Below are 25,883 nucleotides of genomic sequence, written 5' to 3' on the forward strand. Positions count from 1 at the left end.
TTGCTGCTTTATTGATTCTTCATTCTTTTGATAACCTCTGCTCTTGTCGGCATTCCTTCCTGAGCTCCAATTTTCTCTACAGCTAAAGAGGCTGCGGCATTCGCAAATTCAATTGCTTTCTCTATATCTTTTTCTTTTGCATATTCCGTTACAAAGGCCCCGTTAAAGGTATCTCCTGCTCCAGTAGTATCCTTTACCTTTGTCTGAAAAGAAGAAATTGTCTTCTCTTTCCCATCCGGGAAGGTGAAGGCAACACCGTGCTCTCCTTTTGTCTCTATAATCTTCTTTTTTATAGATAAAGTATCTATGGATTGCTTCATTGCCGAATGCTCTGATTCGTTCGGTGTAATAAACGCTGCTTTTTCTGCAACGTTCTCCAGAATCTTGTTATATGGGGCTGGATTAATAACAACAGGAATTCCATGTTTATAAGCAAGCTCTATCGTGTACTCAATTGTTTCCTTCGGTATCTCAAATTGCATTAATATGATATCGCAGGAAAGAATAATTTCCTGTTTATCTTTCACCAGTTCCGGTGTTACATATTTATTTGCTCCTGGAGCAACAATAATTCGATTATCCCCATCAGAAAGAACAATAGTTGCTGCACCGGTTGATTCATGAGGAACTGTTATAATTGCTTCCGCATTAGCGCCTTCATCACGAAATCGTTCTTTTAAAATTTTTCCGAATGAGTCATCACCAACAGCTCCAACCATAACAACCTCTGCTCCCAGCCTGGCTGCTGCAATTGCCTGATTTGCTCCCTTACCGCCGGGATAGGTTGTAAACGATTCACCAAGAACCGTTTCTCCCTGTTCAGGCACTTTATTCGTTGTTGTTACCATATCCATATTGATACTTCCAACAACACAGACACTTGGATTTTTTTTCATACAATTCATTCCCTTACTTTGTTGATTGTCTTTTGATTAATTGAACAGTGTATTGTTCAGAAGTAATTTCCTTCTGCTTATTTTCCATCCGGTCAATAATTATTTCAGCAGCCCGCTGCCCAATTTCATAGATAGGCTGCCCCATTGTTGTCAGTGCCGGTGTTGTAATTTTTCCTAATTCAATCCCATCAAATCCAATAACAGATAAATCTTCTGGAACACGCAGGTTCAAAGCTTCAGCAGCCTTTAAAACACCTACCCCCATTAAATCATTCGCAGCAAAAATACCATCAATTTCAGGGTGTTTTTTTATTAAGTTCTTTGCTGCATGATAGGCATCCTCGAAGGTATATTCTCCCGAGGTAATAAAATCTTCTGAAAACCAATTCTCTTGTTCCACTGCTTCCAAATACCCTTTTTTACGTTCTACTGCACTTGTTGTATCTTCCGGTCCACTTATATGTGCAATCCTTTTACAGCCTGACTTCTGCAGATGCCGCACTGCTTCTACCGCACCTGTCCGGTTATTAACCGTAACAGAAATCACATCCATAATTTCTCTGTCTAACGCAACAATTGGAACGTTTACTTTATTCAGCGTTTCTAAAGGAATGGAGCTTGAAACCATTACCACGCCGCCAATTGTTTTTTGCAGCAGGGCATGCAGGTATTTCATTTCCTTCTCCCGATTGTTGTCCGTATTACAAAGAATAAAAGTATTGCCTGACTTATTTGCAGTATCCTCCACCGCACGCGCCAGCTCAGGAAAGAATGGGTTCATAATATCCGGTACAAATAATGCAATCATTTTAGATGTCCCTTTAAAAAGAGTCCTGGCTACATCATTTGGACGATAATCTAATTCTTTAATTGCAGCTTCTACTTTTTCTTTTGTTTTTTCATTGATATATCCATTTTTATTCATAACACGGGAGACAGTAGCAACAGATACACCGGCAAGCTTTGCAACCTCTCGGATAGTCGCCATAACATTCCTCCTTCTATCAAATATGTAACCCGTTACATATTAATGTAAATTTAAAACGGATTTATGTAACCCGTTACATAACATTGTAAAACGATTTCATTTCAATGTCAATGATTTTTATTTTTAATATTTTACTGGGTATATCTCTCCATTACAACTAATTTCTTACTGCCTCGCACAAATAACAAAACTATCCAGCGATTCTGTTTCCTCTTGCTGATGGTTCATTAAATGATTATAAATATCGAAAAAAGATTGATAGGTTCCCCCCATCCAAAAAGGAGCTCTTCATCCCCAACCTTCTATAATCAAACCACTAAAGAGCATCCCAAGAAATTGAGCAAATATTAAAGTAAAAGAAATGCTTCCCATTGCAACATGGACTTCATCCTCTGAAAAATAAATCGGATATAAGGCAGTAAAGGCAACTCAACTTGCAGTTGCAAGTCCGGTAAGCGTTCGTGCAAATAATAACCAACCCGCTCCCAAAAAAGAACTGCAAGGGGAATTTAGTTTACACTTCCTTTTTTTCGCTTTAGCTTTTTGTTCTTTTGATTTATTTTATTCTTCAAAATCCTGCCAGGTTCAAAAGAGTACAGACATAAAAACCCCTTTTAGATAATCATATCTAAAGGGGCTCAATCTAGACTTTATTAGTATATAGGATTAATAGTGATTTTCAATAAACTGCTGATTAGCAAAATAAACATGGGATACGCCTTATTAAAGAATTGCCCCCTTCGTATTGTACAGAAAAGGCATTTATCAACCGCTTTTTCACATAACTACTACCCCTTTTCATGCTTTTATACTTTGCGTCATAGTGCTACATAAAGTAATTTCGACTTTGTCAAACAGTATCCAACCACCATAAAATGTTAAGTTGAGCACAAATCCTTAAAACAACTCTCTACTATAACATCCTCAACAATTACAATATTTCAATATACCCTTCTGTTCCATGCACACGAATTCGTTGCCCATTCTTAATCCGCTTCGTTGCATTTTCTACACCAACCACTCCTGGAAGACCGTATTCTCTTGCAATAACGGCTCCATGTGTCATCAGCCCGCCAACTTCTGTAACGAGTCCTTTAATGGAAACAAACAATGGTGTCCAGCTGGGATCGGTAAAGGGCGTAACTAAAATATCTCCTTCTTCCAAGTTGGCTTCTTCCATATTTAAAATAACACGTGCTTTTCCTTCTACAACTCCTGAAGAAACAGGCAAACCTACTATTGCCTCGGCAGGGAGATTTTTTCTTTTATAATCACCTGTAATGATCTCACCATCTGATGTCATCACACGTGGCGGAGTCATTTTTTCGTATGATTTATATGCTTTTTTCCGTTCACTGATAATCTGATAATCCAAGTTGTTTGTTCGTACAGCTTCATGAAGTTCTTCCAAAGTGAGGTAGTATATATCTTCTTTTTCATAAATAATATCCGCTTGTACGAGCCGTTCAGCTTCTTTTAGCAAAGCTTGTTTATAAATGAAATAACGACTAATAAAGCCATATTTCGGATATTCCCGATAACCAATAACATTCCGCATTAAACGAATTACCCGCTTCATTTCTTTCGCTTTTTGCCTCCCATCGGGTAATTGCTCCAAGCGTCCAAGAAGCTTTTGTTCTTTTTTGAAAGCATTTTGCCGTCCTTGCTCAAATTTTGTTTTGCTGGCACCAGCTTCAAAGTTTTTAATATTATTGAGAATCATTGGGACAAGTATAGACGGTTTTTCACTCCAACGCGTTTTTGTAATATCGATTTCCCCGGCACAGCGCATACCATATTTGTTCAGATAAGCATAAATGGCATGTTGAGCCTCTGGGCCACCTTCAAATTCGGTCAATTTATCTAGAAAATCATCCTCTTTAACGCCTTGTAAATACGCAATTACTCCCGGGTAAGGGCGAATGACATCTGCCACATCTAATAATTCCAGTCCCATCTCTGAAGTAATATTGTTTGGTGCAGATTGCGACAGTATATCTGCCACGTTCTTTTCTCCCAGCCATTTCTCCATTTTTTTATTAATCCATACAGGAGCCTCTAAAGCAGTCATGATTACTTTCGAGCTTTGCGGATCAAATAAGATTTCCTTTAATCGCTGAAGGTCTTCCAGAATAAAATCAAACAAATCCGCTCCTGAATAGGCTTGGATATTCTGTTTTAATTCATCTACAGATGCTTGATTGCTTTTGATTAAGTCAGAGACAATCGTGGAGTCATTTTCAATTTGTGATTGAAAACCAATCGAATCCATCGCTTTATCACGATTGGTGAATGTTGGTTCATGATCGCCATTTGGCAAAGGTTTGCTAAAATCTCCCCGATCAATAATAGTCATTAAGGCATCTTTTATCAGCGGATCAGACTCTCCAAGGGTTTCTATCAGCGTTTGTCTGCTGTCAGGTGTAGCTAGTCGCGGTGCAATATCAACAAATAATCTCCCGCCAGCTTGATGCATTGGTGCTGGAGTTGTTGACAGCCAGAAGGAAATTCCTAATGGCTTCATAGGATCCGTCATCATTTGTTGATGGCCGACAGATACATAAACATGTTTTTCTGCATCATGCACTTCAGGGACGGGATATAACGTCGTAATAGGACGACTCTGGACAATATAAAATGTATCATCAACCAAACACCATTCAATATCTTGCGGCATTCCAAAGGAAGCTTCAATTTCACGTCCGATACTGGCCAGCTGTAAAATTTGTTGATCTGTAAGTGTTTGAGCCTTTTGTTGTTCCGGATTCAGCTGATGTGTATTTGTCCCTCCATCTTTTCGTCTATAGATAGCTAATTTTTTATCGGCTATCATCTTATCTATAATTTTCCCTTCTTCTACTTTATAGCAATCAGCTGATGTCAAGCCGGAAACCAGCGCTTCTCCTAGCCCAAAACCAGCATCAATCGATAGCAGTTTTCGGTTGGAGGAGATGGGATCTGCCGTAAATAAAATACCTGAAGCCTGCGGGAACACCATTCTTTGAATGATAACAGATAAATAAACTTGATTGTGAGCAAATCCATTTTGTATCCGGTAGATCACTGCACGATCCGTAAATAAGGAAGCCCAGCATTTTCGGATATGCTGTAAGATAGCTTCTTTTCCGATGATATTTAAATACGTGTCTTGCTGACCGGCAAAGGAAGCATAAGGCAAATCCTCAGCAGTGGCACTGGAACGAACAGCATAAGCATGTCTATCACCAAATTTAGAGAGTTTGCTGGTAACCTCCTGCACCATATCAGAAGGGATTTCTGCTTCTATAATGGTTTGCCGTATCTTTTTGCAGAGTTCACCAATTTGGTCTCGATCCGCTGCATTTAATCTTGCTAACTGGTGCAGTAATTCTTTAAATCGACCATTTTTTTGGATGGCTTTTTGATATCCAGCTGTCGTGATACAAAATCCTTCCGGCACCTTTATCCCTGGAATTTTTGATAATTCCCCTAAATTTAGCCCCTTGCCTCCAACGTTCATAAGCTGTGTTTTGTCCATTTCCTGAAAACCGATAACCAAAGAACGCATTCTACATCTCTCCTATTCGCTATGGTTCTATTGATTTTAGCAGTAGTAACTGGGAATAAACAGTCTATATTTACTTTTTTGTATATGCTATAATTAAACTAGAAAGAGCTAGCGTTCCATTTTCGAAAGGTAGCCAGACCTTAACCTAATCACCTGATTTTCTCCACGTACAGCAGCTCATACCCTTTTTAATCTGCAATACATATAGTTATACATTTTTTCTTCTAACCTGTGATTCAGTAATCAACCAAACATTTCACAACTCATTAAATTTAATTCGATAACAAAATGCCAATTTTCTATAATAATCTTTTTCCACTAAGTCGGTCGGCTTTATTTTAGTGGCAGGGCTCTGAAAATACTCCAAGCCGGCTATTTTCAGCATATTATAGACAAACTGGGAACAAAACATAATATTTGGACGGATAGAGAATTTGGTAACCAGCCCGACAAAATTATACGCACTGCCTGTTCCATTAATTTCCTTTACTTTATCCATAATTATTTCTTTTTGTGCCTTTGAAGCCTCCAGGCTGTAGACTAATATTTCCGCATCGTCCTTTTTGTGAAATTGTACTAACTGTTCTTGGTTCAGGCCGGGTGGGGAAACTTTTTCTCCGCCGTTATAACTCACAATCGTTTTTAAGTCTCTGTCAAAGCTAAGTGAAACATGATTATAAACTTTTTGTGTAAAGACAGAGATCAGTTCACTTGCAGGACTTCCGGTACTTGAAATGACAATATACAAATGTTCATCAGCTAAACTCCGCTGACATTCCGCAAAGAAGGCATCGGTTAAGGTATTTTTATTTAAATATTTCGTATAGCTGTGCCTGGGAATATCCTCCATGATTTCATTTAGGTTTTCCCGGGATAAGGAATTTCTGCCTTTCTTTAATTTATTCCCCAAGCTGACTGTACTTTTTTGCATTTCTTTCATCGTGTTAAAACTGATTGCAGTGGCGTCCTTTACAGATTGGGAAAAGACGTTTTGTATCGTATACAGATAATTAAAATACAAAACAAAAAAAGGAACCAGCATAAAAATAACCGCAATCATTTTCTTTATTAGAAATACCATGCCTGTATCGATACCGGAAAATACAAATAAGGTATTAAACACCTGTTGCGCAGACATAATGAGTAAATAAATAATTGTCAAAATGATTTTTGTTGTTTTTTTATTCTGCGATAACCAAAGATGGGCAATCAGAAGCACCGTCACCACAGCATAGATGACTGCATATAAGTTTAATTGCTCTACAGAAAGCAAAAATATCAAAAAGAATACAAGCAGCAAATTTAATAAAAGTTGATATATCTTCTTTATATTCATTGTTCTCTCCATGTTAAATAAGTTTTATGAATGATAATCTATATGAAAAATTATTTCTTCCTATTACTAGAATAGATTAAAAATCCCTTTTCTGAAATGAAAAGATAGCTATGACAGATGTTATGACTAACCAGATAATCAATATGCCCATACTGGTAATCGCATCGGTTGCTTCAAACGATTCTGCTCCAGCTGTACCAGATAAACTGTGTATTGCCGATTGAGGCAAAAGCGGAAGAAAGATTTTTTGGAGCGAATCGGGAAACATTTGAATCAGAGCCGGGATTGCCAAAATGATGATAGAAAATGCAATTCCTCCACCGCTGTTTTTGAAAAGAATCGTTGCCGCAACGGTAAGCAGGCAATAAAATATTGGCATCAGCAAGACTCCAAAAACAAATTGCCGGATATCCGAATCTGCTAAGCTGGCAAAGGACATGTTATTTGCCATAAGAATGAGTTGGCTGGACAGGTAAGTGAGTGCTACGATTAAGACGCTCATTGCTATGGACAGTAGAAAAAAGATGAGATACTTTCCCAAAAACAGTTTTTTCCGATTCGGAACGGCTGCTAAAGAAGTGTAAATGGTTTCTGCGGTGAATTCCCTCGATATCGTTAACGCAGTGAAAATAATCAGCAAAATACTGGCTAAATCCACGCCTAGCATATTTGCGGAAACAACCTCCATAACAGATAAATCTGTAATTGCCGTACCCTGTGTGACGTTGGTTGTTACAGCAAAGATAACTCCTATCAATAAACTGATTCCAATGGTAAAAGTCAAAAAGACTTTGGAAAAGGTAAGAAAGAAAATCTTTTTATATTCCGCTTGAATGATATTCCTCATTCGCTTTCCCTCCCTTCTGTCATCAGCTTATCCGTTGAAACGTAATCCGCTTTTCCTTCCGTTAATTCTACAAATAATTGTTCCAAGGAAGGCTGTACCTTCGTTAATTCGTATAAAGCAAGCTGTCCTTCCTTCGCTGTTAATCCAATTTGTTTTATATCTAATTGATAAACCTGCAGCGCGTCATTTTTTACCTGTTTCACCTCTGCTCCTTTCGCAGTTAATAAACGCTGTAATGTATGATTATCTTCACAGCTTACTTTTACAAAGGAGCCGAGGCTGTTTTGTGCTAATTCATCGATGGTCATATCCGCAATTAATTTTCCTTGAGCTAGGATAATCATTCGATCCGCTATCATTTGCATTTCACTCATGAGATGACTGGACACAAGTACTGCTTTTCCTTCCCTTGCCAGCCTCTTTGCTAATTTACGCAACCAATGAATGCCGTCTACATCCAATCCGTTAAAGGGTTCATCTAAGATGACTGTTTCCGGATCTCCCAAAAGAGCAGCAGCAATTCCTAAGCGCTGTTTCATTCCTAAGGAGAATGTACCGATTGGTTTGTCTTTTACATTTTCCAATCCCGTTTCCATCAGTATGCTATCTATTCGTTTTTTGGAAATACCGCTAGCTGAAGCGAGGATTTCTAAATGCTGCTTGGCAGTTAGTTTTGGATTTACTGCGTCTCCATGAATTAAAGCTCCTACTTTAGAAATAGGAAGCTTCAAATCTTTATAGGCCTTTCCATCAATCGTTACACTGCCCCTGCTCGGGTTTATCAGTCCCAAAATCATTTTCATCGTTGTGGATTTCCCTGCACCATTTGGACCTAAAAAGCCTGTCACCACACCTGGCTGAATGACCAGTGATAATTGATTGACGGAGATTTTATCCTTAAATGTTTTGGTTAAATGCTTCATTTCAATCATTTTGGTTCCTCCCATCGTCAGACTTACCTGAGGATAAATAGTGTTCTACCGCCTTATCGATAAACGTATTGGTAAAGTCAATCAGCTGCCGATCCTCCTTTGGCCATTGCTCCCGATTTTTATAGGAATCTTTATAAACATCAAGCAGATCCTGGCTCCCGTCTGAAATATTTACTACCATCTCAATCCACCTTTTAGCAAAATCTTGTCCTTGCTCACTCTCTGGCTGAATAGCATTCAGTATGTGCGCGACCGCTTCTAATATCAGCGCTTTCCAGTCCCAATATACTTCTAAAATCGCTTCCTCGTTCTGATAGTGCTCTATAAAGGTATCTTCTGATTTTTTATCAAAGGAAACATCTTTATATTGATAAACGGTGTCCTTGTTTAAAGAGATAATTAATTGCACCAAATTCCCTAAAGGAAGAGAATCATTTTTTTCAATCCCGGCCAAGCTCGCTTCAATCATCGCAATATTGCTTTTGATATCATGCAGCTTATAATAAAAAATTTCCCGCTGTTTTTCTAATACGTGACGAAGCTGCTCAGCAGTTGTGGTTTCTTCTAACAGCTTCGTAATATCTTTGATTTTTAATCCTAATGATTTATAGAACAGAACCTGTTGGAGCCTGGTTAAGTCTGATTCTGTGTAATATCTCCGTCTGCTTGTTTCGCTTTTTTGTAATGGCACCAATTGAATATTATCGTAATATTGTAACGTCCGGACGGTGACACCAGTCAGTTTGGAAATTTCGCCAATCGAAAACTTCCTTTTCTTTTCCATGAATACACCTCCTAATTAATATTAAATCACATTACGCAACGTCATTTGCAAGCAGATAAAATGGAATTATTTTATTTTTTCATTATGTACCGGTTTAAGCGAAATGTTGTAATCAAAAATACATTCCCATTTAAAAAATCCAACAAAAAAATAACCCCTTCTCTGCATTTCAAAACAGGAAGGGGTTATTCTGCTGCTGACCTTGCCTCCGTGTTTTTTGGCCAGGTTTCTTTTTTATTTTACGATACCTAACATAACCATCCACACGCAGCATCAGCGGATAATTCTTAACTTTGCATCATGACAATTTACGGAATTTAAGCTAATTCATCCATTCGTTCCATAAGGCAAGATAATTACAGAAGATGCTTCTACCTAATGAACTAAAGATGCTCTCAAATCACGAATTCCATGTTCCAAATAGCCCTTTAAACAAGTTAACGTATATACCCAGCCTTCTTTTTGACCCAGCATTTTGTTTACTGCTTCCGGATCATGTTCATTAATACCTGATTCGTTCACTTCAATAATGGTACTTGTATTTTCAAACTCTTTCAGGGTAAGGCTAACAACTGTTTCTTCATTGGTTTCTTCGCCCCATGAAAATTTGATTTTCTTGTTTTCCTCAATGGTTAATACATTTATTTTACCTTCTGCTCCATACTCATCATATCTCAACGTAATGGACTTGCCTTCTTCCCATCTCTCGGAACTTGAGGAGAACCAGAAGTTTCCGATTTTCAAAGGATCTACGATAGCTTCGAACACCTCATTAGCCGGCTTATGTATTTTAAGTTTTGTAGTTACTTGCGTATCCATAATAAAATCAACTCTCCTTCAAATGATTTAATATTTCTTTATCATTATACCCTATGAGGCTCTTTCTTATTTTACTAAATTAACGGTTAGTATAAGTATATCTTGTCACTATCTCTATTTATTTTACCAACATATTTCATATCCATTTTCGGTAATATTGCCAAATTATTGGTCAGCTCCCTTATTTTAACCATAATAAGTCCCTTTGGACAAGAAAGAATCCAAAGGGATAGAATTTCGCAGCTTTATTGTAGCTGAAAAGTTATAGGTAGAAAATTGGCTGTATTAAGGGGAGTCCAATCCGAACATAATACAGCCAATTACCAGCCTAATTAAAATGATAACTTTTAGAGGGTCACAACTGTTTATCTTTAATAATACCTGTTACAGCAATGACAGAATTTTTTCTTACATCGTTTGCTACGATAGTAATTTCCTTGATATCTATCATAGTCTCGGTTATCATAACGATTATCTTTCCGGCATCTATCATGGTCTTGGTTACCATAGTAATCATTTCTCCAACACCAATCATGATGACGCTCTTTCTTCTTGTGACAGCGGCACTTACAATGATTATCGTGTTTCTTTTTACATGGATCATAATTATAACACATAGCTTTATCACTCCTTTCGTATTCAATATACGTAATTTCAGAAAAGGAGATTGGACAAAGCTAATAGTAGATAACACATTTTTCTTCCAAGACAAGTAATTACCATTATTATTTTTAGTCGTAAAAAGCGAGAAATTTATCTTTAAATGATGTGTCTGTCTTATATACTATATCTTCGTTGATTGATTAAGTATTTCAAATATATTAGAAAAAAATATTAGTCATAATTGTTTTATGGACTGCCTCGCCATAGTTGGTGTTTATATATAGTCTTTATATTTTTTCTAAATCTTGGTTACTAGTTATTTTTAATAATTCTTTAACTCCCCGCACACCTAATTCGTGTGCGGTAGCTCAACCGAAGTCAATCGAGAATGTTAATGCTGGGGAATTAAAAAAGCCTACGTCGACATAGTAAACGCTCTTTTCTATTTTTGTTCTCTATTAAATTTATCAGAATTAAAGCAATACATCTATCGCTTTAATCGAAGAATGTTTTCTTTTGTCATTAATTGATGAACAATTCGAAATGAACTATACCTTTTCTAGTTTTATTTTCGCAGATATTATTATTTTATTCTCCTGTTTCCGAAAAACGTTTAATTCTTTCTCCTATTTGATCACGGACGTTTTGGAATACAGCCCATTTTTCCTCTTCATTTCCTTGAGCTTTGGCTGGATCATCAAAACCCCAATGATCACGTTTCACTTGTGGCGGTGTCATTGGACATTTATCCGCAGCATCACCGCATAAAGTGACGACAAAGTCCGCATTATTTAAGATTTCCGAATCAATCATATCGGATGTTTGGTTAGAAATATCAATATTGACCTCTTGCATTGCTTTTACTGCATTTGGATTTAAGCCATGTGCCTCAATGCCCGCACTTTTCACTTCCCAAGCATCTCCAAGATGTTTTTTCGCCCAGCCTTCAGCCATCTGACTTCTGCAAGAGTTTCCAGTACATAAGAAATAAATTGTTTTTTTAGACATAATCATTCTCCTTTTTAAAATAGAATCAATGTTAAATATAAACCTGCTAATGTAATCAATAAGATGGGAAGTGTTAAAATAATCCCTGTTTTAAAATAAGTTCCCCATGAGATTTTAACCCCTTTTTGTGATAAGACATATAACCATACTAATGTTGCTAAAGAACCAATCGGTGTAATTTTGGGTCCTAAATCAGAACCGACTACATTCGCATAAATAAGTGCTTCTCGTAACACACCGGATGTATTGGTTTCCGCAATGGCTAAAGCGTCAATCATTACGGTAGGCATATTATTCATGATAGAGGACAGAAAGGCTGCAATAAATCCCATGCCAACCGTTGCAACAAACAATCCTTGATTAGCAACTGTTTGAATCAAACTTGCAAGTGCAGAAGTAAGCCCAGCATTACCTAAACCGTAGACCACCACGTACATTCCAATAGAGAAGAATACAATATTCCATGGTGCACCTTTCATCACTTCTTTCGTATTAACAGCGGTACTGCGTCTTGCCATGATGATAAAGGAAATCGCAATGATTCCAGCAATAATGGAAACAGGTACATGGATAAATTCACTCGTAAAGTACCCAATTACTAATAAACCAAGTACAAACCAGGATAGACGAAACATTTTTAAATCCTTAATCGCTTCACTTGGTGTTCTTAATTTCGATACATCATAATTTTTAGGGATGTTTTTTCTAAAATAAATTAATAATACCGAAATCGTGGCGATTAAAGAAAATAAGTTTGGAATAATCATTCTTGAAGCATATTCGACAAATCCAATACCAAAGAAATCGGCTGAAACGATATTAACTAAGTTACTAACAATAAACGGCAGGGATGTTGTATCAGCGATAAACCCACTTGCCATGATAAATGGAAAAATCATTTTTTCTTTAAAATTCAAGTGACGTACCATTGCAAGTACAATCGGTGTTAGAATAAGTGCTGCACCATCATTCGCAAATAAAGCTGCGACAATCGCACCCAAAATGCTGATATAGACAAACATCTTGATTCCATGCCCTTTTGCAATTCGTGCCATATGTAATGCTGCCCATTCAAACAATCCAATTTCATCTAATACTAACGAAATAAGAATAATGGCGACAAATGATAATGTTGCATTCCATGTGATGCCTATAACTTCAAGTACATCACTAAATCCCACTACTCCTGCGAGTAAAGCAATAACAGCTCCTCCCATGGCAGACCAGCCGATATTTAAATTCTTCGGCTGACAAATGACCAGAACGAGGGTTAATACAAATATTAAAATGGCGAGTAGAAGTGTTGCTGACAAAATAAAACCTCCAAACCTAACAGCAAGAAATACGTATTCCTTTTTCTTCCAATTCTTTTAATTTATCATTTTGATTCGGTAATTGATCCAAAATTGGTTTGATGAATGAATAATACTCACTCTTACTATTGACCGAATAAAATATCCATTGTCCTTTTCTTTCTTCCTTCACTAACTCCAAATCTTTCAGTTTGCGTAAATGTTGGCTAATGGATGGTTGGCTCGATTGAAATATTTCAACGAACTCACAAACACAACAAGTCTGTTCATCCATTAGTTTCAACATAGTCAGCCTTGTTTTATCACCAAGTAATTTTAAAATCCCGGCAGCCTTCTCCATGCTGATTGTTGTTTGTAACATCTAGATTCCCCTTTCACTATCCTAATGTTATATAATTATATAACTATTCACTTATATATACAATAAAAACACTTTTTCCACAGTTGCTGAATATCCGTACAGCAATCCCCTATGACCTGCTCTCTTCAATTTATTTTAGGAATATCTATCCTCTAATCTTTTAACCACGCCTTCAGAATAAAGTAAAGATATGTAGTAGCTTAATGCTGCTAAAGTATAAATGAATAGACTCCCCAATCAAAAATTTGAGTGTATAAGTAACTCCTACATTCAAGTGCCGCTCCTATTACTAGTTCTGCAATTGCATAATTTAAGACGCTCCACCCTTTCACTTGCCTACATAACACAATATTCAAGAATAAATTATTCTTTGACCGCTCTCTACGAATATAACTCCAGAGTCTTCTGACAATTAATCATTAAAAAATCATGTATAATAGTTTCATACATATTTGCATGCAGCTTTATAATCTAAGAAGTATTCTACAGCAGGGTCATGATGGGACAGTTGCGGGCAGTGAATTCGTCCGGCTTGCTGCTTTACAAGAGGAAGCGGCATGATATCAATGTATTGGTGAATAAAAACAATCATAGAAAAGTAGGGGTAATATGACATATGTAGCTGTTTTTGATATTGGAACAACAGCAGTAAAAGGAATTTTGGTGGGTAAAGACGTGCAGCTTATGGAAGAACATTCGGTTGAGTTAACAACCTTTGTATCTGAAGAGGGATTAATCGAACAACAACCGGCAGATTGGTGGAAAGCGGTCATACAGATTACATCGCTTTGGTGGAAAAACGGCATTTCTCCTGAATCTGTTCGGGCAATAACCTTTTCTGGTCAAATGGAAGATGTCATTTCCATTAGTGAAGCGGATACGTATCTCGCTATTTTATACTCTGACATGAGAGCTGGAAAAGAAGCGGAATGGGTACATAAGCAGTGTCCGGAAATTCGCAGTCATACAGGGAATAATGTGAGTGCCTCAACACCACTGGCTAAAATAAAATGGTTGGAAAAGCATTCCCCTAACCAGTATGAGAATACAAAGAAATTTGTATTTAGTTCAAAGGACTATGTTATTTATAAACTGACGAATGAAGCAGTCACCGATCCAATAACTGCAGCAACTACGGGAATGATGGATCTTAAAAATCGTGTCTGGAACGAGACAATCTCTCAAACTTGCAGGATTAACGAAGAAAAATTACCTAAATTACTAGAAGCAGATAGTGTCGTAGGAACAATCACCGAAGAAGCTAGTAAACTCACCGGATTTTCGACATCTACTATTGTCATCAATGGAACAGGAGATGCGGGAGCAACCACCCTCGGAGCTGGGGCAGTTCATGAAAATGATTGTTATTTTTATATGGGGACAACCGGCTGGCTAGCCATTGTAGAAAGAAATAAAGGACAGTTAGAATCCTTATCAGAAAGTCATTTTAATCTGGCTTTTGTGGAAAAATCACATCGTATATCGGTGGCACCATTACTTAATGTGGGGAATGTCCACCAATGGGCAGCTCAATTGTATATTGACCAACATGTTGCACATAAATATGAAACGTTTGAAACGTTAATCGAACAAACGGAGCCAGGCAGCGGCGGTGTATTATTTTTGCCTTATTTGAACGGGGAGCGGAACCCAATGATTGACCCACAGGCAAAAGGGGCCTATTGGGGAATCACTCCGCATACAGAGCGGAAAGATTTAGCACGTGCAGCTCTGGAGGGGGTAACTTTCTCCTTAAAACAAACATTAGAAATGTATGATTTAAAGGATCAACGTACGATTACATTAATTGGCGGCGTGTCAAAGAGCAATCATTGGTGTCAAATGATGACAGATATTATGAACCATCCCATTCGAGTTCCATTAAATAGTGAGTATCTGCCATCTATTGGGGTGGCGTCTACAGCTTTTATCGAGCTGGGATGGTGTGAATCTTATCGGCAGTTTGTGAATACGTTTGTCAGAAACATCCCAAGTAAAGACTATACGCCGAATCAAGAAAGAGTAGCAGTTTATGCAGCACAATATGAGACTTTTAAGAAATTACATCCTGCTTTGCAGTCGGTGTATAGGTGAATGTGCTTTGGGGCTGTTTTGTGGCTGTTTAGGTTGAATTTTCTTCATTAGAAATTAGCGCTTGACTAGATTTTACGTTACATGCTGTCCTCTTGGATAGTAATCTCTTTGAACTTAAATGAATTATTTGGTAACAGCCACATTATAATAATTCAACAAAAAATAATCCCTTCTGTGCATTTTAGAACATCTTATATGATTTTCACCATCTTTTCAATTATCGACAACCACTTTACTTTAAAAAAATAATTGGACTCTAACACAAATTAAAAAAACTTCAGTAATACATAGTTGCCAAAAACCATCCTTCTACCGCGCTGGCTAACATAAAGGCACCAGCTAAAGCAGTGATTGTAGCAAGAATAATCTCCATAAGATATGCTAACCTAGAAGTTCTTTTATATTAATTCAACTGTAGACAACTTATAAACTAGTGTATTTAAAAATTTTATTGAACGTTTATAGTAATTAGAAGTTTTTACATTAAATAGAAATTTCAACTATTTACAAGTATGAAAAAACCAATCCTAGTATCTAAGATTGGTTTTTCATACTTATTTCCATTTACAGTTAATTAAGCTCCTAATTAAGCTCCTTAAAGAAAATATTTATCGTTGAAGCGAAACTATTAACTATAGCTTATCCCCAAATTATAATATTCTATCTTATTTATTCACAGAATAAGAATCATCTATCTCACCAATATCTTCCTTCTTTTGTTTATTATGATTCTTCTTATATAAAAACACTCCTAAGATCGCAAGGACCCCTAAAATATCTGTTACATAAGATGGGTAAATAAGCAAAAATGCAACCATTAGTAAAAAGATTCTCTCCCATACGTTGAGATTAGTTATAAACCAACCTTCTAAAGCTGCAGCTAAAGCCATTACTGAAATGATTGCGGTAATAGCACTAAGTATAATATCAAACCAGTTCCCCATCATCAGTAATGAATTATTAAATACGAACAGGAACGGCAGTATGAATGCAGCAATAGCCAATCTACTAGCCATAAACGCTGTTCTAATAGGAGGTGATCCAGCAATATTTGCTCCAGTAAATGCTGCTAATCCTACTGGTGGAGTAATTCCAGATAAACTAGCAAAATAAAAGATAAACAAGTGAGCTGCTATTGGAATTACTCCTAATTCTGATAAAACAGGTGCTAGAATGGATACTACTAATAAATAGGATACGGTAGTAGGTAATCCCATACCAAAAATGATGGCTGTAATCATTGATAATACAAGAGCCAGCAAAATACTCTCGCCAGACATACCAATAACCAAACTCGCAACTTTGCCACCTAGTCCTGTTAAACCTATGACCCCAATCACTAATCCGGCTGCAGCTACCGGAGCAACGATACTAATAAGTCCTTTTGAAGCTTCAAAAAGAGAATTACCTAAAGTTTTTAAGTTAGGTCTTGTCTCCTTCTTAATAAAACTTAAAATTATTGAACTGATTAAGGAATAAAATGCTGCTCTAATTGGTGAATACTGAAAGACTACCAACATAATTATTAAAATAACAAGCGGAGTTAATAGATAACCGCTATTTATTAAAAGTTTTCTCCAACTCGGAATTTCATCTTTAGACAGCCCTTTCAATCCTAGCTTAGCGGAACGAAAATCTATAGAAAACCAAATAGTAACAAAAAATATAATCGATGGAATCAAGGCCGCATACATTACCTCTAAATACGGAACACCTAAAATTTCCGCCATAAGAAAGGCGCCTGCTGCCATTACAGGTGGCATAAATTGACCACCAGTTGATGCTGCTGCTTCTATTGCACCTGAATATGTCTTACTATAACCCAATCTTTTCATCATAGGAATTGTTAGAGATCCAGTTGCTGCTACATTTGCAACTGCACTTCCGGATATACTTCCAAACAAACCGCTAGCAATTGTTGCCATTTTTGCTGGTCCTCCTCGATAACTGCCAGCTACAGATTTGGACAGATTTAAGAATACATCTCCTACACCGGTTAAATTTAAAATTGCTGCAAATACGATAAACATCGCCACAAATGTTACCGTTACTGCGATTGGGGTACCGAACATACCATCATAAGTAAACAGAGTAGTAATGATTCTGTTATAAGAATATCCACCATGACCTAGATTTCCCGGTATGAATTCACCAAATAGAGCATATAAAAGAAATGCTATTGTTACTATCGGAAGAGCGATTCCTACCGTTCTGCGGGTTATCTCCAAAACTAACAAAATAGCTAATGTTCCAAATATTAAATTTAAAGTTGTTGTATGAATTCCTCCCCTTCCTAATATTCCCTCGACTTCTTGAATAGCATAGCAAAAAGTAACAACTGATATTATCATTAAAGAAATATCAAGCCAACGATATTTAGATTTAAATATTCCAAAAATTAATACAGCAGACAAAAGGATAATTAATGGTCGGAAAAGACTTGGCGATAAAGGATTAAAATTTAATGACCACACAATTAAAATTGGCAAGGAAATTCCTATTACCTTAATTATAAAATTCAAGCTCTTTCACCACCTGTTCACATATTTTAGTAGTAAAATACCCCTTATAATACTTTAATCAAATTATATTAAGGTTCCTCCTTCTAAAAGAGAGGAACCTTTTACTTATCTTTTATTTATTCCGGTTTCAAGTCTTCAGGAATTTCTATGCCTTGGTCTTCAAAGTACTTAACTGCTCCAGGATGATATGGAATTGTAGTTTCTTCTACGTTTTCATATAACATACCACTTGCCATCTGTGGCCATGTTTGCTCAATTTGTGACTCATTTTCATAGATAGTTTCTAGAAGATTATATACTTGCTCTTCAGATATATCTTGACTAACTAGCAATAAATTGTATAATCCAAGCGCCTCTCTACCATCAGGTACTGCATTATAAACATCTGGAGGAATAGATAAAATAGGATAAGGGGGATTTTCCTCTAAAAATGCTTCATTTTCTTCCTCAGATAAAGTAACAATCTTCACCTCTTCACTAGTTTCTAATTCAGTAATTGCTTCTGAAGGCCACGCTATTGAAAAACCATCTATAAGACCATCCTTTAAAGCATCCGCTGCATCAGAGGTCGGTAAGTTTTGTATATCTGGTTTAATCCCAAAGGTATTAAATACCCTACTTGCAAATACTTCATTACCACTCCCTTTTGGACCAGAACTATAACTTTTTCCATTCAAATCATGTATAGAATCAATTCCGTTTCCTTCCAAAGTGACAAACATCCATACCCCCGGCCATCCGGGCAAAAGAGTTCTTAATTTTTCATGAGAATTTCCTTCAAAGGTAAATTTACCATGATAAGCCTCCCATGCAACTTCGGTTGAAGAAAAAGCAAGGTCTACTTCACCAGCTTGTAAAAGTTCAACATTATTTACAGATGACCCAGTGACCTCGACATTTGCCTGAACTCCTTCGATATTATCATTAATAACACTAGAGACAGCAGTTGCACCAGAATGAAAGCCTCCCCCTATTGTACCTGCAGCAATCGATAAATTATTTGACATACCTGAAGAACCTTCAGAATCATTAGAACAGCTAGCAACAATTAGGGTTAAGGATATAGTAATAATTAATAAAATTATCCGCTTCATTCACTTACCTCCAAATTGATTTAAAGTAGTTTTTATTAGGGTTATCTGCATATTAACAATTTTCTAAACATCATTAGTGACTTTCCCCTCTAAAGCATCTTCTGCCTGCAATTCCTTATCCCTTTCTTCCGGATTTCCATAACCGCCAGAACCTGGAGTTCGTACACTCAAAATATCTCCAGATTTTAAAGAGACATCAGAAACCTTGCCAGTTTCTAATTTCTTCTCGTTTTTAGTATCTGGATTAATAACAAACTCTCCACATTGCCCTTCTCTGCCTCCAAATAGCCCCCAGGGAGGAATGACTTGCCTATCACCATGAGTGGCAAAATCAACATCATTCAGTACTTTATAGTCCCTTCTAATTCCAAGACCGCCCCTGAATTTACCTGCACCACCTGAATCGTTTCGTAATTCAAATTTATCAAGAAGTAAAGGATATTCCATTTCCATAGATTCTATAGGAAGATTAGATGAATTCGTAACATGCACGTGGACTCCATCTAAACCATCTTTATTATGCCTCGCGCCTAACCCTCCTCCTATTGACTCTGGATAAACAAAATATTTATCTCTTTCATTATCATATCCTGAAAATAATACTGTTGTAACAGCACTATTACAACCAGCTACAACTTTCTCAGGCACCGCTTCGGAGAGAGCTCCAAAGATAACATCAACAATTCTTTGACAAGCATCTGTTCTTCCACCAACAGGAGCAGGTGAAACAGCGTTAACGATTGTTCCTTCCGGAGCTGTAACTTTTATTGCTCCATAGTATCCTGAATTTGAAGGAATAGTTGGATCAATCACTACCTTTAACGCATAGTAAATAGTAGCTAATAACGCTGTATATACAACATTAATTCCTCCTGTGACCTGTTTGCTTGTTCCTGTAAAATCCAAATGAATGAATTCATTATCGACAATAATTCTAACTTTAATAGGAATCTTAGTATTTAAATTTATCCCATCGTCATCTAAATAATCTATAAATTCATATGTTCCATTAGGTATTTTCTTAATACCTTCTTTTACCTTTCTTTCCGTGTATAATAATAATTCATCTAAACTACTTTGGTATTCATCCAACCCATATCTAGTTACAAGTTCATTAACTCTCTTACTCCCTAATTTGTTAGAAGCAATTTGAGCTTTTATATCTCCAAGTCTTTCTTTGGGGATCCTGCAATTTAGTAAAATCATATCAATAATAGATTGAGATAACTCCCCTCTCTCAATTAACTTAACTGGCGGAATACGAATACCTTCTTGGAAAATGCTTGTACAATTACCAGAAGAGCTTCCAGCAACCATTCCTCCAACGTCAGAATGATGCGCTATATTAGCGACAAAGGCTATTATCTTACCATTACTAAATACAGGCTCTGCGATAGTTATATCCGGAAGATGAGTGCCCCCGCCATTATATGGATCGTTTGCAATAAACATATCTCCAGGATGAATATCCTCCAAATCAAATTTCTTTAGAATTTCTTTACAAATGCCCAGCATAGAGCCAAGATGAATAGGTATTGCTGCAGCCTGGGCAATAGTTTCACCTTTTTCATTAAAAATAGCTGTAGAGGAATCTTTCCTCTCTTTAATATTAGTAGAATACGATGTTTTTACTAATGTAACCCCCATTTCTTCTGCGACGGAAAGTAAAGCATTACTTAATACTTCAATCATAATCGGATCTATAGTTTTTTTACCCAATCTTCTAACCTCCTATATTTAGAATAATATTTCTATATTCATCCATTTTGGCAGTGACATTGGGTGGAACAACAATCGTTGAATCAAGCTGTTCAATAATACATGGCCCTTGTATTTCTTCACCAACACCAATTAAATTTCGGTCATATATATTTGTTTCTACATATCCATCGCACTCCTCAAAATAAACATTCCTTTTGTCTACTATGCCCTTTCCTGACTCTGAATCCGTTTTATATTTTTTCAAAGAGACTTTCTTTTTTTCAGCTGAAACGACCGTTCGAAAATTTACGATTTGAACTTCTTCCTTATAATTTGCATAACCATATCTTTTTTCATGGGTCTTATGAAAACGATCAATTATTTGATTAAGTTGAGCTTCGTTCTCGAGTTCACCTGTAAGTTGAACCGATAATTCATAATTCTGTCCTTTATAACGCATGTTTAATGAACGGTTAACAATTCTATGGCTTTCTTCAATGTTTTCTTTTTCAAACCATTTACCGGCTTTACTATCTAGTTTTTTTAATTCTATTTGAATATCATTTAAGTTGGTTGAATCAGCCATCATTATTTTTGTTTGTACATAATCCATTTTTAAATCTGCAACTAATAATCCGAGAGCGCATAAAATCCCGGGACTTTCTGGTATTAAAACTGTTTTCATACCGAGCTCTCTTGCAACATCAACCGCATGTAATGGCCCAGCCCCGCCATATGCCACCAACGTAAAGTCTCTAGGATTATGTCCACGTTCAACTGAAACAACTCGAACAGCCCTCATGATATTTGAATTAATTACTTTAATTATTCCTTGAGCAACCTCATTATTTTCCATATTTAGCGGTTTGGCTAATTTATTATCTACAGCTTGATGAGCTCCTGCTGAGTCGACCTTCATTTTCCCGCCTAATATTTCTTTAGGATTTAATCTTCTCAATAGTATATTTGCGTCAGTTACTGTAGGCTCTTCACCACCCAATCCATAACTTACAGGACCTGGCTCAGCCCCGGCGCTGTGTGGACCAACTTTAAGTACTCCACCACTATCAATCCAAGCAATACTTCCGCCTCCTGCACCTACCGCATGAATATCTATCATAGGTAAGTTTACTGGAAAACCAGCCACTTTTTTGCCAGTAGCACTATTAGCCTTTAAATCTTGAATCAAACAAACATCGGTACTTGTCCCTCCCATATCTAATGTAATAATATTTTCAAAACCAGCTAACTCGGAGACATAAATAGCGCCAGAAACCCCAGCACTAGGACCTGATAAAGCAGTACGTACCGGATTTTTTTTCGTTGTGGAAGTAGACATCGTTCCACCACTTGATTGACTAATATAAGGATTTACATCTATCCCATTATTTTTTAAATTATTTTCAAATCTATTAATATAATCACTAACAACTGGACCTATATAACTGTTAAGAATGGTTGTGCTTAAACGTTCATACTCTCTATACTCGGGTAATACTTCGCTAGATATTGACACAAATACATTGGGGTACGTTTCATTGATAATATTTTTAATAACTTTTTCATGTTCAGGGTTTATATAAGAATGTAAAAAACAAACCGCGATAGACTCTATACCCTCTTCTATTAGCTCAGTCACAGTTTTTTTAGCTTCCTCGACATCAATTTTTTTATAAATACTTCCATCATGCAGTATTCTCTCATCCACTTCTTTCCGGAGCCTTCTTTTAATAAGCTGTTCTGGTTTATCTTCTGTCAAATCATATAAAGATGGTCGCGTTTGTCGAGCAATTTCTACGATGTCTCGAAAGCCTGATGTAGTTAATAAACCAGTTTTAGCACCTGTCCTTTGAATCGCAGCATTCGTCCCTACTGTTGTTCCATGAACAAGATAATTAATATCACTTTTTAATAAATTGTTTTCTTCCATAATTGTATTAATACCATCTATAATAGCCGTAGAGGGGTCTTTATTTGTAGAAGATAGCTTATAGATTAATATTTTTCCAGACTGTTCATCAAAAATACAAACATCAGTAAAAGTTCCTCCTACATCTATTCCTATTCTATATCCCAAAATTCTTCCTCCTCTTTTATACTCATCGATTGTAAACGCTAACAATATATTTTTTTAAAAATAACCAGATTTACGTTAATTAATAATAAGTTTTTCTAGTAGGTTCCCTTTTTGGCTTCTATTTGTCTCTTTAGCTTAGTGATATATAAGAGTTGATTACATCTTAAATCCCTTAATCAACGCTGCCTATATAGATAAACACATTGCTGTTTGTACTCCCCAACTTCATTGAGTTAATATGTTACAGTTCATAATACAACAATATATATTGCTTAACAACACTAAATGTTGCTATTGTGTAAAATGATTCTTTATATCACTGTTCCTTCACCGTACTTTCTAGCCCCAAACTACTAACTTATTATCTTAAAAAGATTATCTTGTAAAGTAAACGCGCGTATACTTAAATATTTTCATCTCTATAGCTTATACCATATCCATTCACGCCCTATATCAGTTATATAGTTAGACAATATCTCTCTTTGATTGAGAAGATACTTTTTCCTCATTAGATTGAGGAGATTGAGGTTTTTCAAATAATCCAAATAATTTACTCACAACAAGTAACAATACTAATATACCTAAAGCCGATACCCCTATTATTAATGAGCTGCTATTTAACATGAGCACTGGAATGATAGAAGTTATTAATCCCCCGCCTAAGATCGGACTATAAAATGGAGCTCTTAATGCAAAACCTTTAGCAGCATCCGTTTTCATTTCTGGGTCTACGGTTCTTAATAACATTAAACCAATAGCTGTCACTCCGGAATATGCTCCATAATGTACTATCGAATTTTCAAACCAATCTTTAGGAAAAAATCTTTTTCCAAGAAAATAAAAGTACCAAATCATAACAGCCACCGTTATAATTGTTATAATTGCTAACGGCACAGCAAACTCTAATACAATTGGAATTTGAATGGAAGCTACTGCTCCTAACACTAAAAAATCTAATGCGATACCCTGAATTCTATTCAGGGTATTAACGTCTATCATATCGACATACTTCGTTTTTGAAATAACTAAATTAACTATAAGTCCTCCAATCATTGCAAGAGGGAAAAGAGGTATACCAGGAATATATAAGGCAATTGTTTGTTGGATAAACCATCCAATAAGAATTGCAATTGAAATAAGACCTGCATGAAAAGCAAAACTCTCTACTAAATCCGGGTTTAAAGTATTTACAGAGTTTGACTTTTGAGCTTTTATTGGTATTACATCACTGTCGTTACTTCCACTCAATTCTTCCGATTTTTTTATAATCGAAGTGTATCCTTTTCTTACACCATGGTTTATCATTATTACTCCCGAAATTATACCTATTATGATTCCAAAAGTAGCCGCCGTAACGCCTAATGATGCTCCATCAGTCCATCCCAGATCATTATATACTTCAATCATACCGGCTGCTGTTCCATGACCGCCAGCCCATCCTACTTCAATTATCGAAGCAAACATTTCATTTAAATCAAATAATGGAATTAAAATTAATGAAGCTACTATCAATGGGATGGATATTTGTAATAAACTACCCGTATAGCTATATATTAAATGTCTTGCAATCAATTTCCCTGTACCATCTTGTTTCTCTTTTTTCATTCCAATAAGCATTGGAGCAAAAACAACTGATATCAATATTCCTGCTAATGCTCCCCATGTGCTAACCATTTCTTCCGAAAACAATTTAGCACCGTAAGGACCTAAAAACAAACCCAAAATCCCTGCTATTAATGATGCTGGAATAAAATACTTTTTAAATATTTTTATCTTTAATCTTACGAATATAGCTAATACTAATAGCAGCCCCATAACTGTAAAATAAAATAATAAGCTATTAAGATTTTCTGACGTTATAGCTTCTGTTGGTATCATCCTTTTCCCTCCCTCTCACAACTAATGTAAACCCTTACAAATTCACACCAAAGTAGGGTTTCCCCACATATCAAAATTAGTACCTATATTTTCTTGTATTGCTTTCTCATAAATCACAGATGCTAACGCTACATCCTGAATACCCATTCCAACACTATTAAAATAAATAAATTCCTCATCACTTGTCCTTGATGATTTTACGGCATTAACCACCTCACCCAGTTGAGCATGTATTTTATTTTCTTCAAACTTTCCTTCTGCATACATAATAGAAATAGATTCTACTCCTCGATGCTTAAGTTCTTCCCAATCATCTACAACAATCTTATCTGCTTTATCTATAACTTCAAATTCACATTCATGACTTCCTACATGTAAATATAATGCTCCTTTTTCAATCCATTCATATTTCACTATCGGAACCTTTGAAACAGTAGCTGTTATAAATACATCTGATCCTCTAACAGCTTCTTCAGCTGTATTAACTACAGTTATTGGTAAATTAATTTTTTCACTCATTTCCTCTGCAAATTGCTTTGCACGTTCAATATTTAAGTCATTTATTTTTACTTCAGATAAATCTTCTAAAACATGTTTCATTGCTAAAAGCTGTGTTTTATTTTGCGCCCCAGCTCCAATTAAACCTAATACTTTAGAATTTTTCTTTGCTAAATGTTTAGCGGCTACCCCTGAATTTGCTCCAGTCCTCATTGCACTTAGCAACATTCCATCCATAATTGCCTTAGGAAATAATGTCTCATAATCATTTAATATTATAATCCCAGATGCTCTTGGCAACCCATATTTATCAGGATTTGTTGGCGAACTGGAAATCCATTTTATACCTACTGAATTAAAATCTCCTTCGATTGCTGCTGGCATTGAATTTATTCTGCCTCTTGTAGTCTCCGTTTCTATATCCCCCCAACGCAATACATTTTTATTTGGTAGTACATACTCTCCTTTTTGATGCAATGAAAAAACTTCTTCCATCGTTTTAATAGCAAGAGATATGTCCTCACCACCACTTCTTTTAACTTCTTCTTGGTTTAAAATTAATAAATTTGTTTTCAAAATACTTTC

19 protein-coding genes are annotated in these 25,883 nt (G+C 36.2%); 1 reads left to right on the top strand and 18 read right to left on the bottom strand.

Features of this window, described 5'->3' with window-relative positions:
- Positions 1 to 8: 8 nt before the first annotated feature.
- From rbsK to MKY45_RS20000, 12 genes are all read right to left on the bottom strand, one after another.
- The gene (gene rbsK, locus MKY45_RS19945) at positions 9 to 896 is read right to left on the bottom strand and encodes a ribokinase (RefSeq protein WP_332094429.1); all 888 of its coding nucleotides are present in this window, start codon (positions 894 to 896) and stop codon (positions 9 to 11) included.
- Positions 897 to 909: 13 nt separating this feature from the next.
- Complete coding sequence (locus MKY45_RS19950) at positions 910 to 1,884, bottom strand: LacI family DNA-binding transcriptional regulator (RefSeq protein WP_256705128.1); 975 nt, start codon at positions 1,882 to 1,884, stop codon at positions 910 to 912.
- A gap of 931 nt (positions 1,885 to 2,815) precedes the next feature.
- Positions 2,816 to 5,431 (bottom strand): phosphoenolpyruvate synthase, encoded by a 2,616-nt coding sequence (gene ppsA, locus MKY45_RS19955; RefSeq protein ID WP_341173309.1) that lies wholly within the window; start codon positions 5,429 to 5,431, stop codon positions 2,816 to 2,818.
- 256 nt (positions 5,432 to 5,687) lie between these two features.
- Complete coding sequence (locus MKY45_RS19960) at positions 5,688 to 6,767, bottom strand: hypothetical protein (RefSeq protein WP_256705130.1); 1,080 nt, start codon at positions 6,765 to 6,767, stop codon at positions 5,688 to 5,690.
- Positions 6,768 to 6,843: 76 nt separating this feature from the next.
- Complete coding sequence (locus MKY45_RS19965) at positions 6,844 to 7,614, bottom strand: ABC transporter permease (RefSeq protein ID WP_256705131.1); 771 nt, start codon at positions 7,612 to 7,614, stop codon at positions 6,844 to 6,846.
- Positions 7,611 to 8,546: an ABC transporter ATP-binding protein gene (locus MKY45_RS19970; RefSeq protein ID WP_341173310.1), complete on the bottom strand. Its 936-nt coding sequence runs from the start codon at positions 8,544 to 8,546 to the stop codon at positions 7,611 to 7,613. The genes MKY45_RS19965 and MKY45_RS19970 overlap by 4 nt, the downstream gene beginning before the upstream one ends.
- The gene (locus MKY45_RS19975) at positions 8,539 to 9,330 is read right to left on the bottom strand and encodes a MerR family transcriptional regulator (protein ID WP_341173311.1); all 792 of its coding nucleotides are present in this window, start codon (positions 9,328 to 9,330) and stop codon (positions 8,539 to 8,541) included. Before MKY45_RS19975 ends, MKY45_RS19970 begins: the two co-directional genes overlap by 8 nt.
- A gap of 375 nt (positions 9,331 to 9,705) precedes the next feature.
- A complete protein-coding gene (locus MKY45_RS19980) occupies positions 9,706 to 10,149 on the bottom strand; it encodes an SRPBCC family protein (RefSeq protein WP_212929062.1) in 444 nt (147 codons plus the stop codon).
- A gap of 355 nt (positions 10,150 to 10,504) precedes the next feature.
- Positions 10,505 to 10,843 carry a hypothetical protein gene (locus MKY45_RS19985; protein ID WP_256705134.1) on the bottom strand — a complete coding sequence of 113 codons (339 nt, stop codon included), beginning with the start codon at positions 10,841 to 10,843 and terminating at the stop codon, positions 10,505 to 10,507.
- A gap of 497 nt (positions 10,844 to 11,340) precedes the next feature.
- Positions 11,341 to 11,760, bottom strand: a complete 420-nt coding sequence (arsC, locus tag MKY45_RS19990; protein ID WP_256705135.1) for an arsenate reductase (thioredoxin) — start codon at positions 11,758 to 11,760, stop codon at positions 11,341 to 11,343.
- A 14-nt stretch (positions 11,761 to 11,774) separates the two neighbouring features.
- Complete coding sequence (locus MKY45_RS19995; RefSeq protein ID WP_341173312.1) at positions 11,775 to 13,073, bottom strand: arsenic transporter; 1,299 nt, start codon at positions 13,071 to 13,073, stop codon at positions 11,775 to 11,777.
- Between the two features lie 16 nt (positions 13,074 to 13,089).
- Entirely contained in the window at positions 13,090 to 13,434 is a 345-nt protein-coding gene (locus MKY45_RS20000; protein WP_256705137.1) for an ArsR/SmtB family transcription factor, read from the bottom strand.
- 609 nt (positions 13,435 to 14,043) lie between these two features.
- Between MKY45_RS20000 and MKY45_RS20005 the strand changes: the two genes are divergently transcribed.
- The gene (locus tag MKY45_RS20005) at positions 14,044 to 15,528 is read left to right on the top strand and encodes a xylulokinase (protein ID WP_341173313.1); all 1,485 of its coding nucleotides are present in this window, start codon (positions 14,044 to 14,046) and stop codon (positions 15,526 to 15,528) included.
- A gap of 665 nt (positions 15,529 to 16,193) precedes the next feature.
- Here MKY45_RS20005 and MKY45_RS20010 read toward each other — a convergent pair.
- The 6 genes from MKY45_RS20010 to MKY45_RS20035 all read right to left on the bottom strand — a co-directional run bounded on the left by MKY45_RS20010 (position 16,194) and on the right by MKY45_RS20035 (position 25,874).
- On the bottom strand, positions 16,194 to 18,050 hold the full coding sequence (locus MKY45_RS20010) for a TRAP transporter permease (RefSeq protein WP_341173314.1): 1,857 nt from the start codon (positions 18,048 to 18,050) through the stop codon (positions 16,194 to 16,196).
- Positions 18,051 to 18,166: 116 nt separating this feature from the next.
- On the bottom strand, positions 18,167 to 19,144 hold the full coding sequence (locus tag MKY45_RS20015) for a TAXI family TRAP transporter solute-binding subunit (RefSeq protein WP_289585027.1): 978 nt from the start codon (positions 19,142 to 19,144) through the stop codon (positions 18,167 to 18,169).
- 63 nt (positions 19,145 to 19,207) lie between these two features.
- Positions 19,208 to 20,863 (bottom strand): hydantoinase B/oxoprolinase family protein, encoded by a 1,656-nt coding sequence (locus tag MKY45_RS20020; protein ID WP_341173315.1) that lies wholly within the window; start codon positions 20,861 to 20,863, stop codon positions 19,208 to 19,210.
- Positions 20,864 to 20,867: 4 nt separating this feature from the next.
- A complete protein-coding gene (locus MKY45_RS20025; RefSeq protein WP_341173316.1) occupies positions 20,868 to 22,922 on the bottom strand; it encodes a hydantoinase/oxoprolinase family protein in 2,055 nt (684 codons plus the stop codon).
- 465 nt (positions 22,923 to 23,387) lie between these two features.
- On the bottom strand, positions 23,388 to 24,800 hold the full coding sequence (locus MKY45_RS20030; RefSeq protein ID WP_341173317.1) for a sodium/glutamate symporter: 1,413 nt from the start codon (positions 24,798 to 24,800) through the stop codon (positions 23,388 to 23,390).
- A 42-nt stretch (positions 24,801 to 24,842) separates the two neighbouring features.
- The gene (locus MKY45_RS20035) at positions 24,843 to 25,874 is read right to left on the bottom strand and encodes an ornithine cyclodeaminase family protein (RefSeq protein ID WP_341173318.1); all 1,032 of its coding nucleotides are present in this window, start codon (positions 25,872 to 25,874) and stop codon (positions 24,843 to 24,845) included.
- Positions 25,875 to 25,883: the final 9 nt, after the last annotated feature.

The organism is Oceanobacillus sp. FSL K6-0251 (genome assembly GCF_038004725.1).
In the GTDB taxonomy this organism is placed as follows: domain Bacteria; phylum Bacillota; class Bacilli; order Bacillales; family Amphibacillaceae; genus Oceanobacillus; species Oceanobacillus oncorhynchi.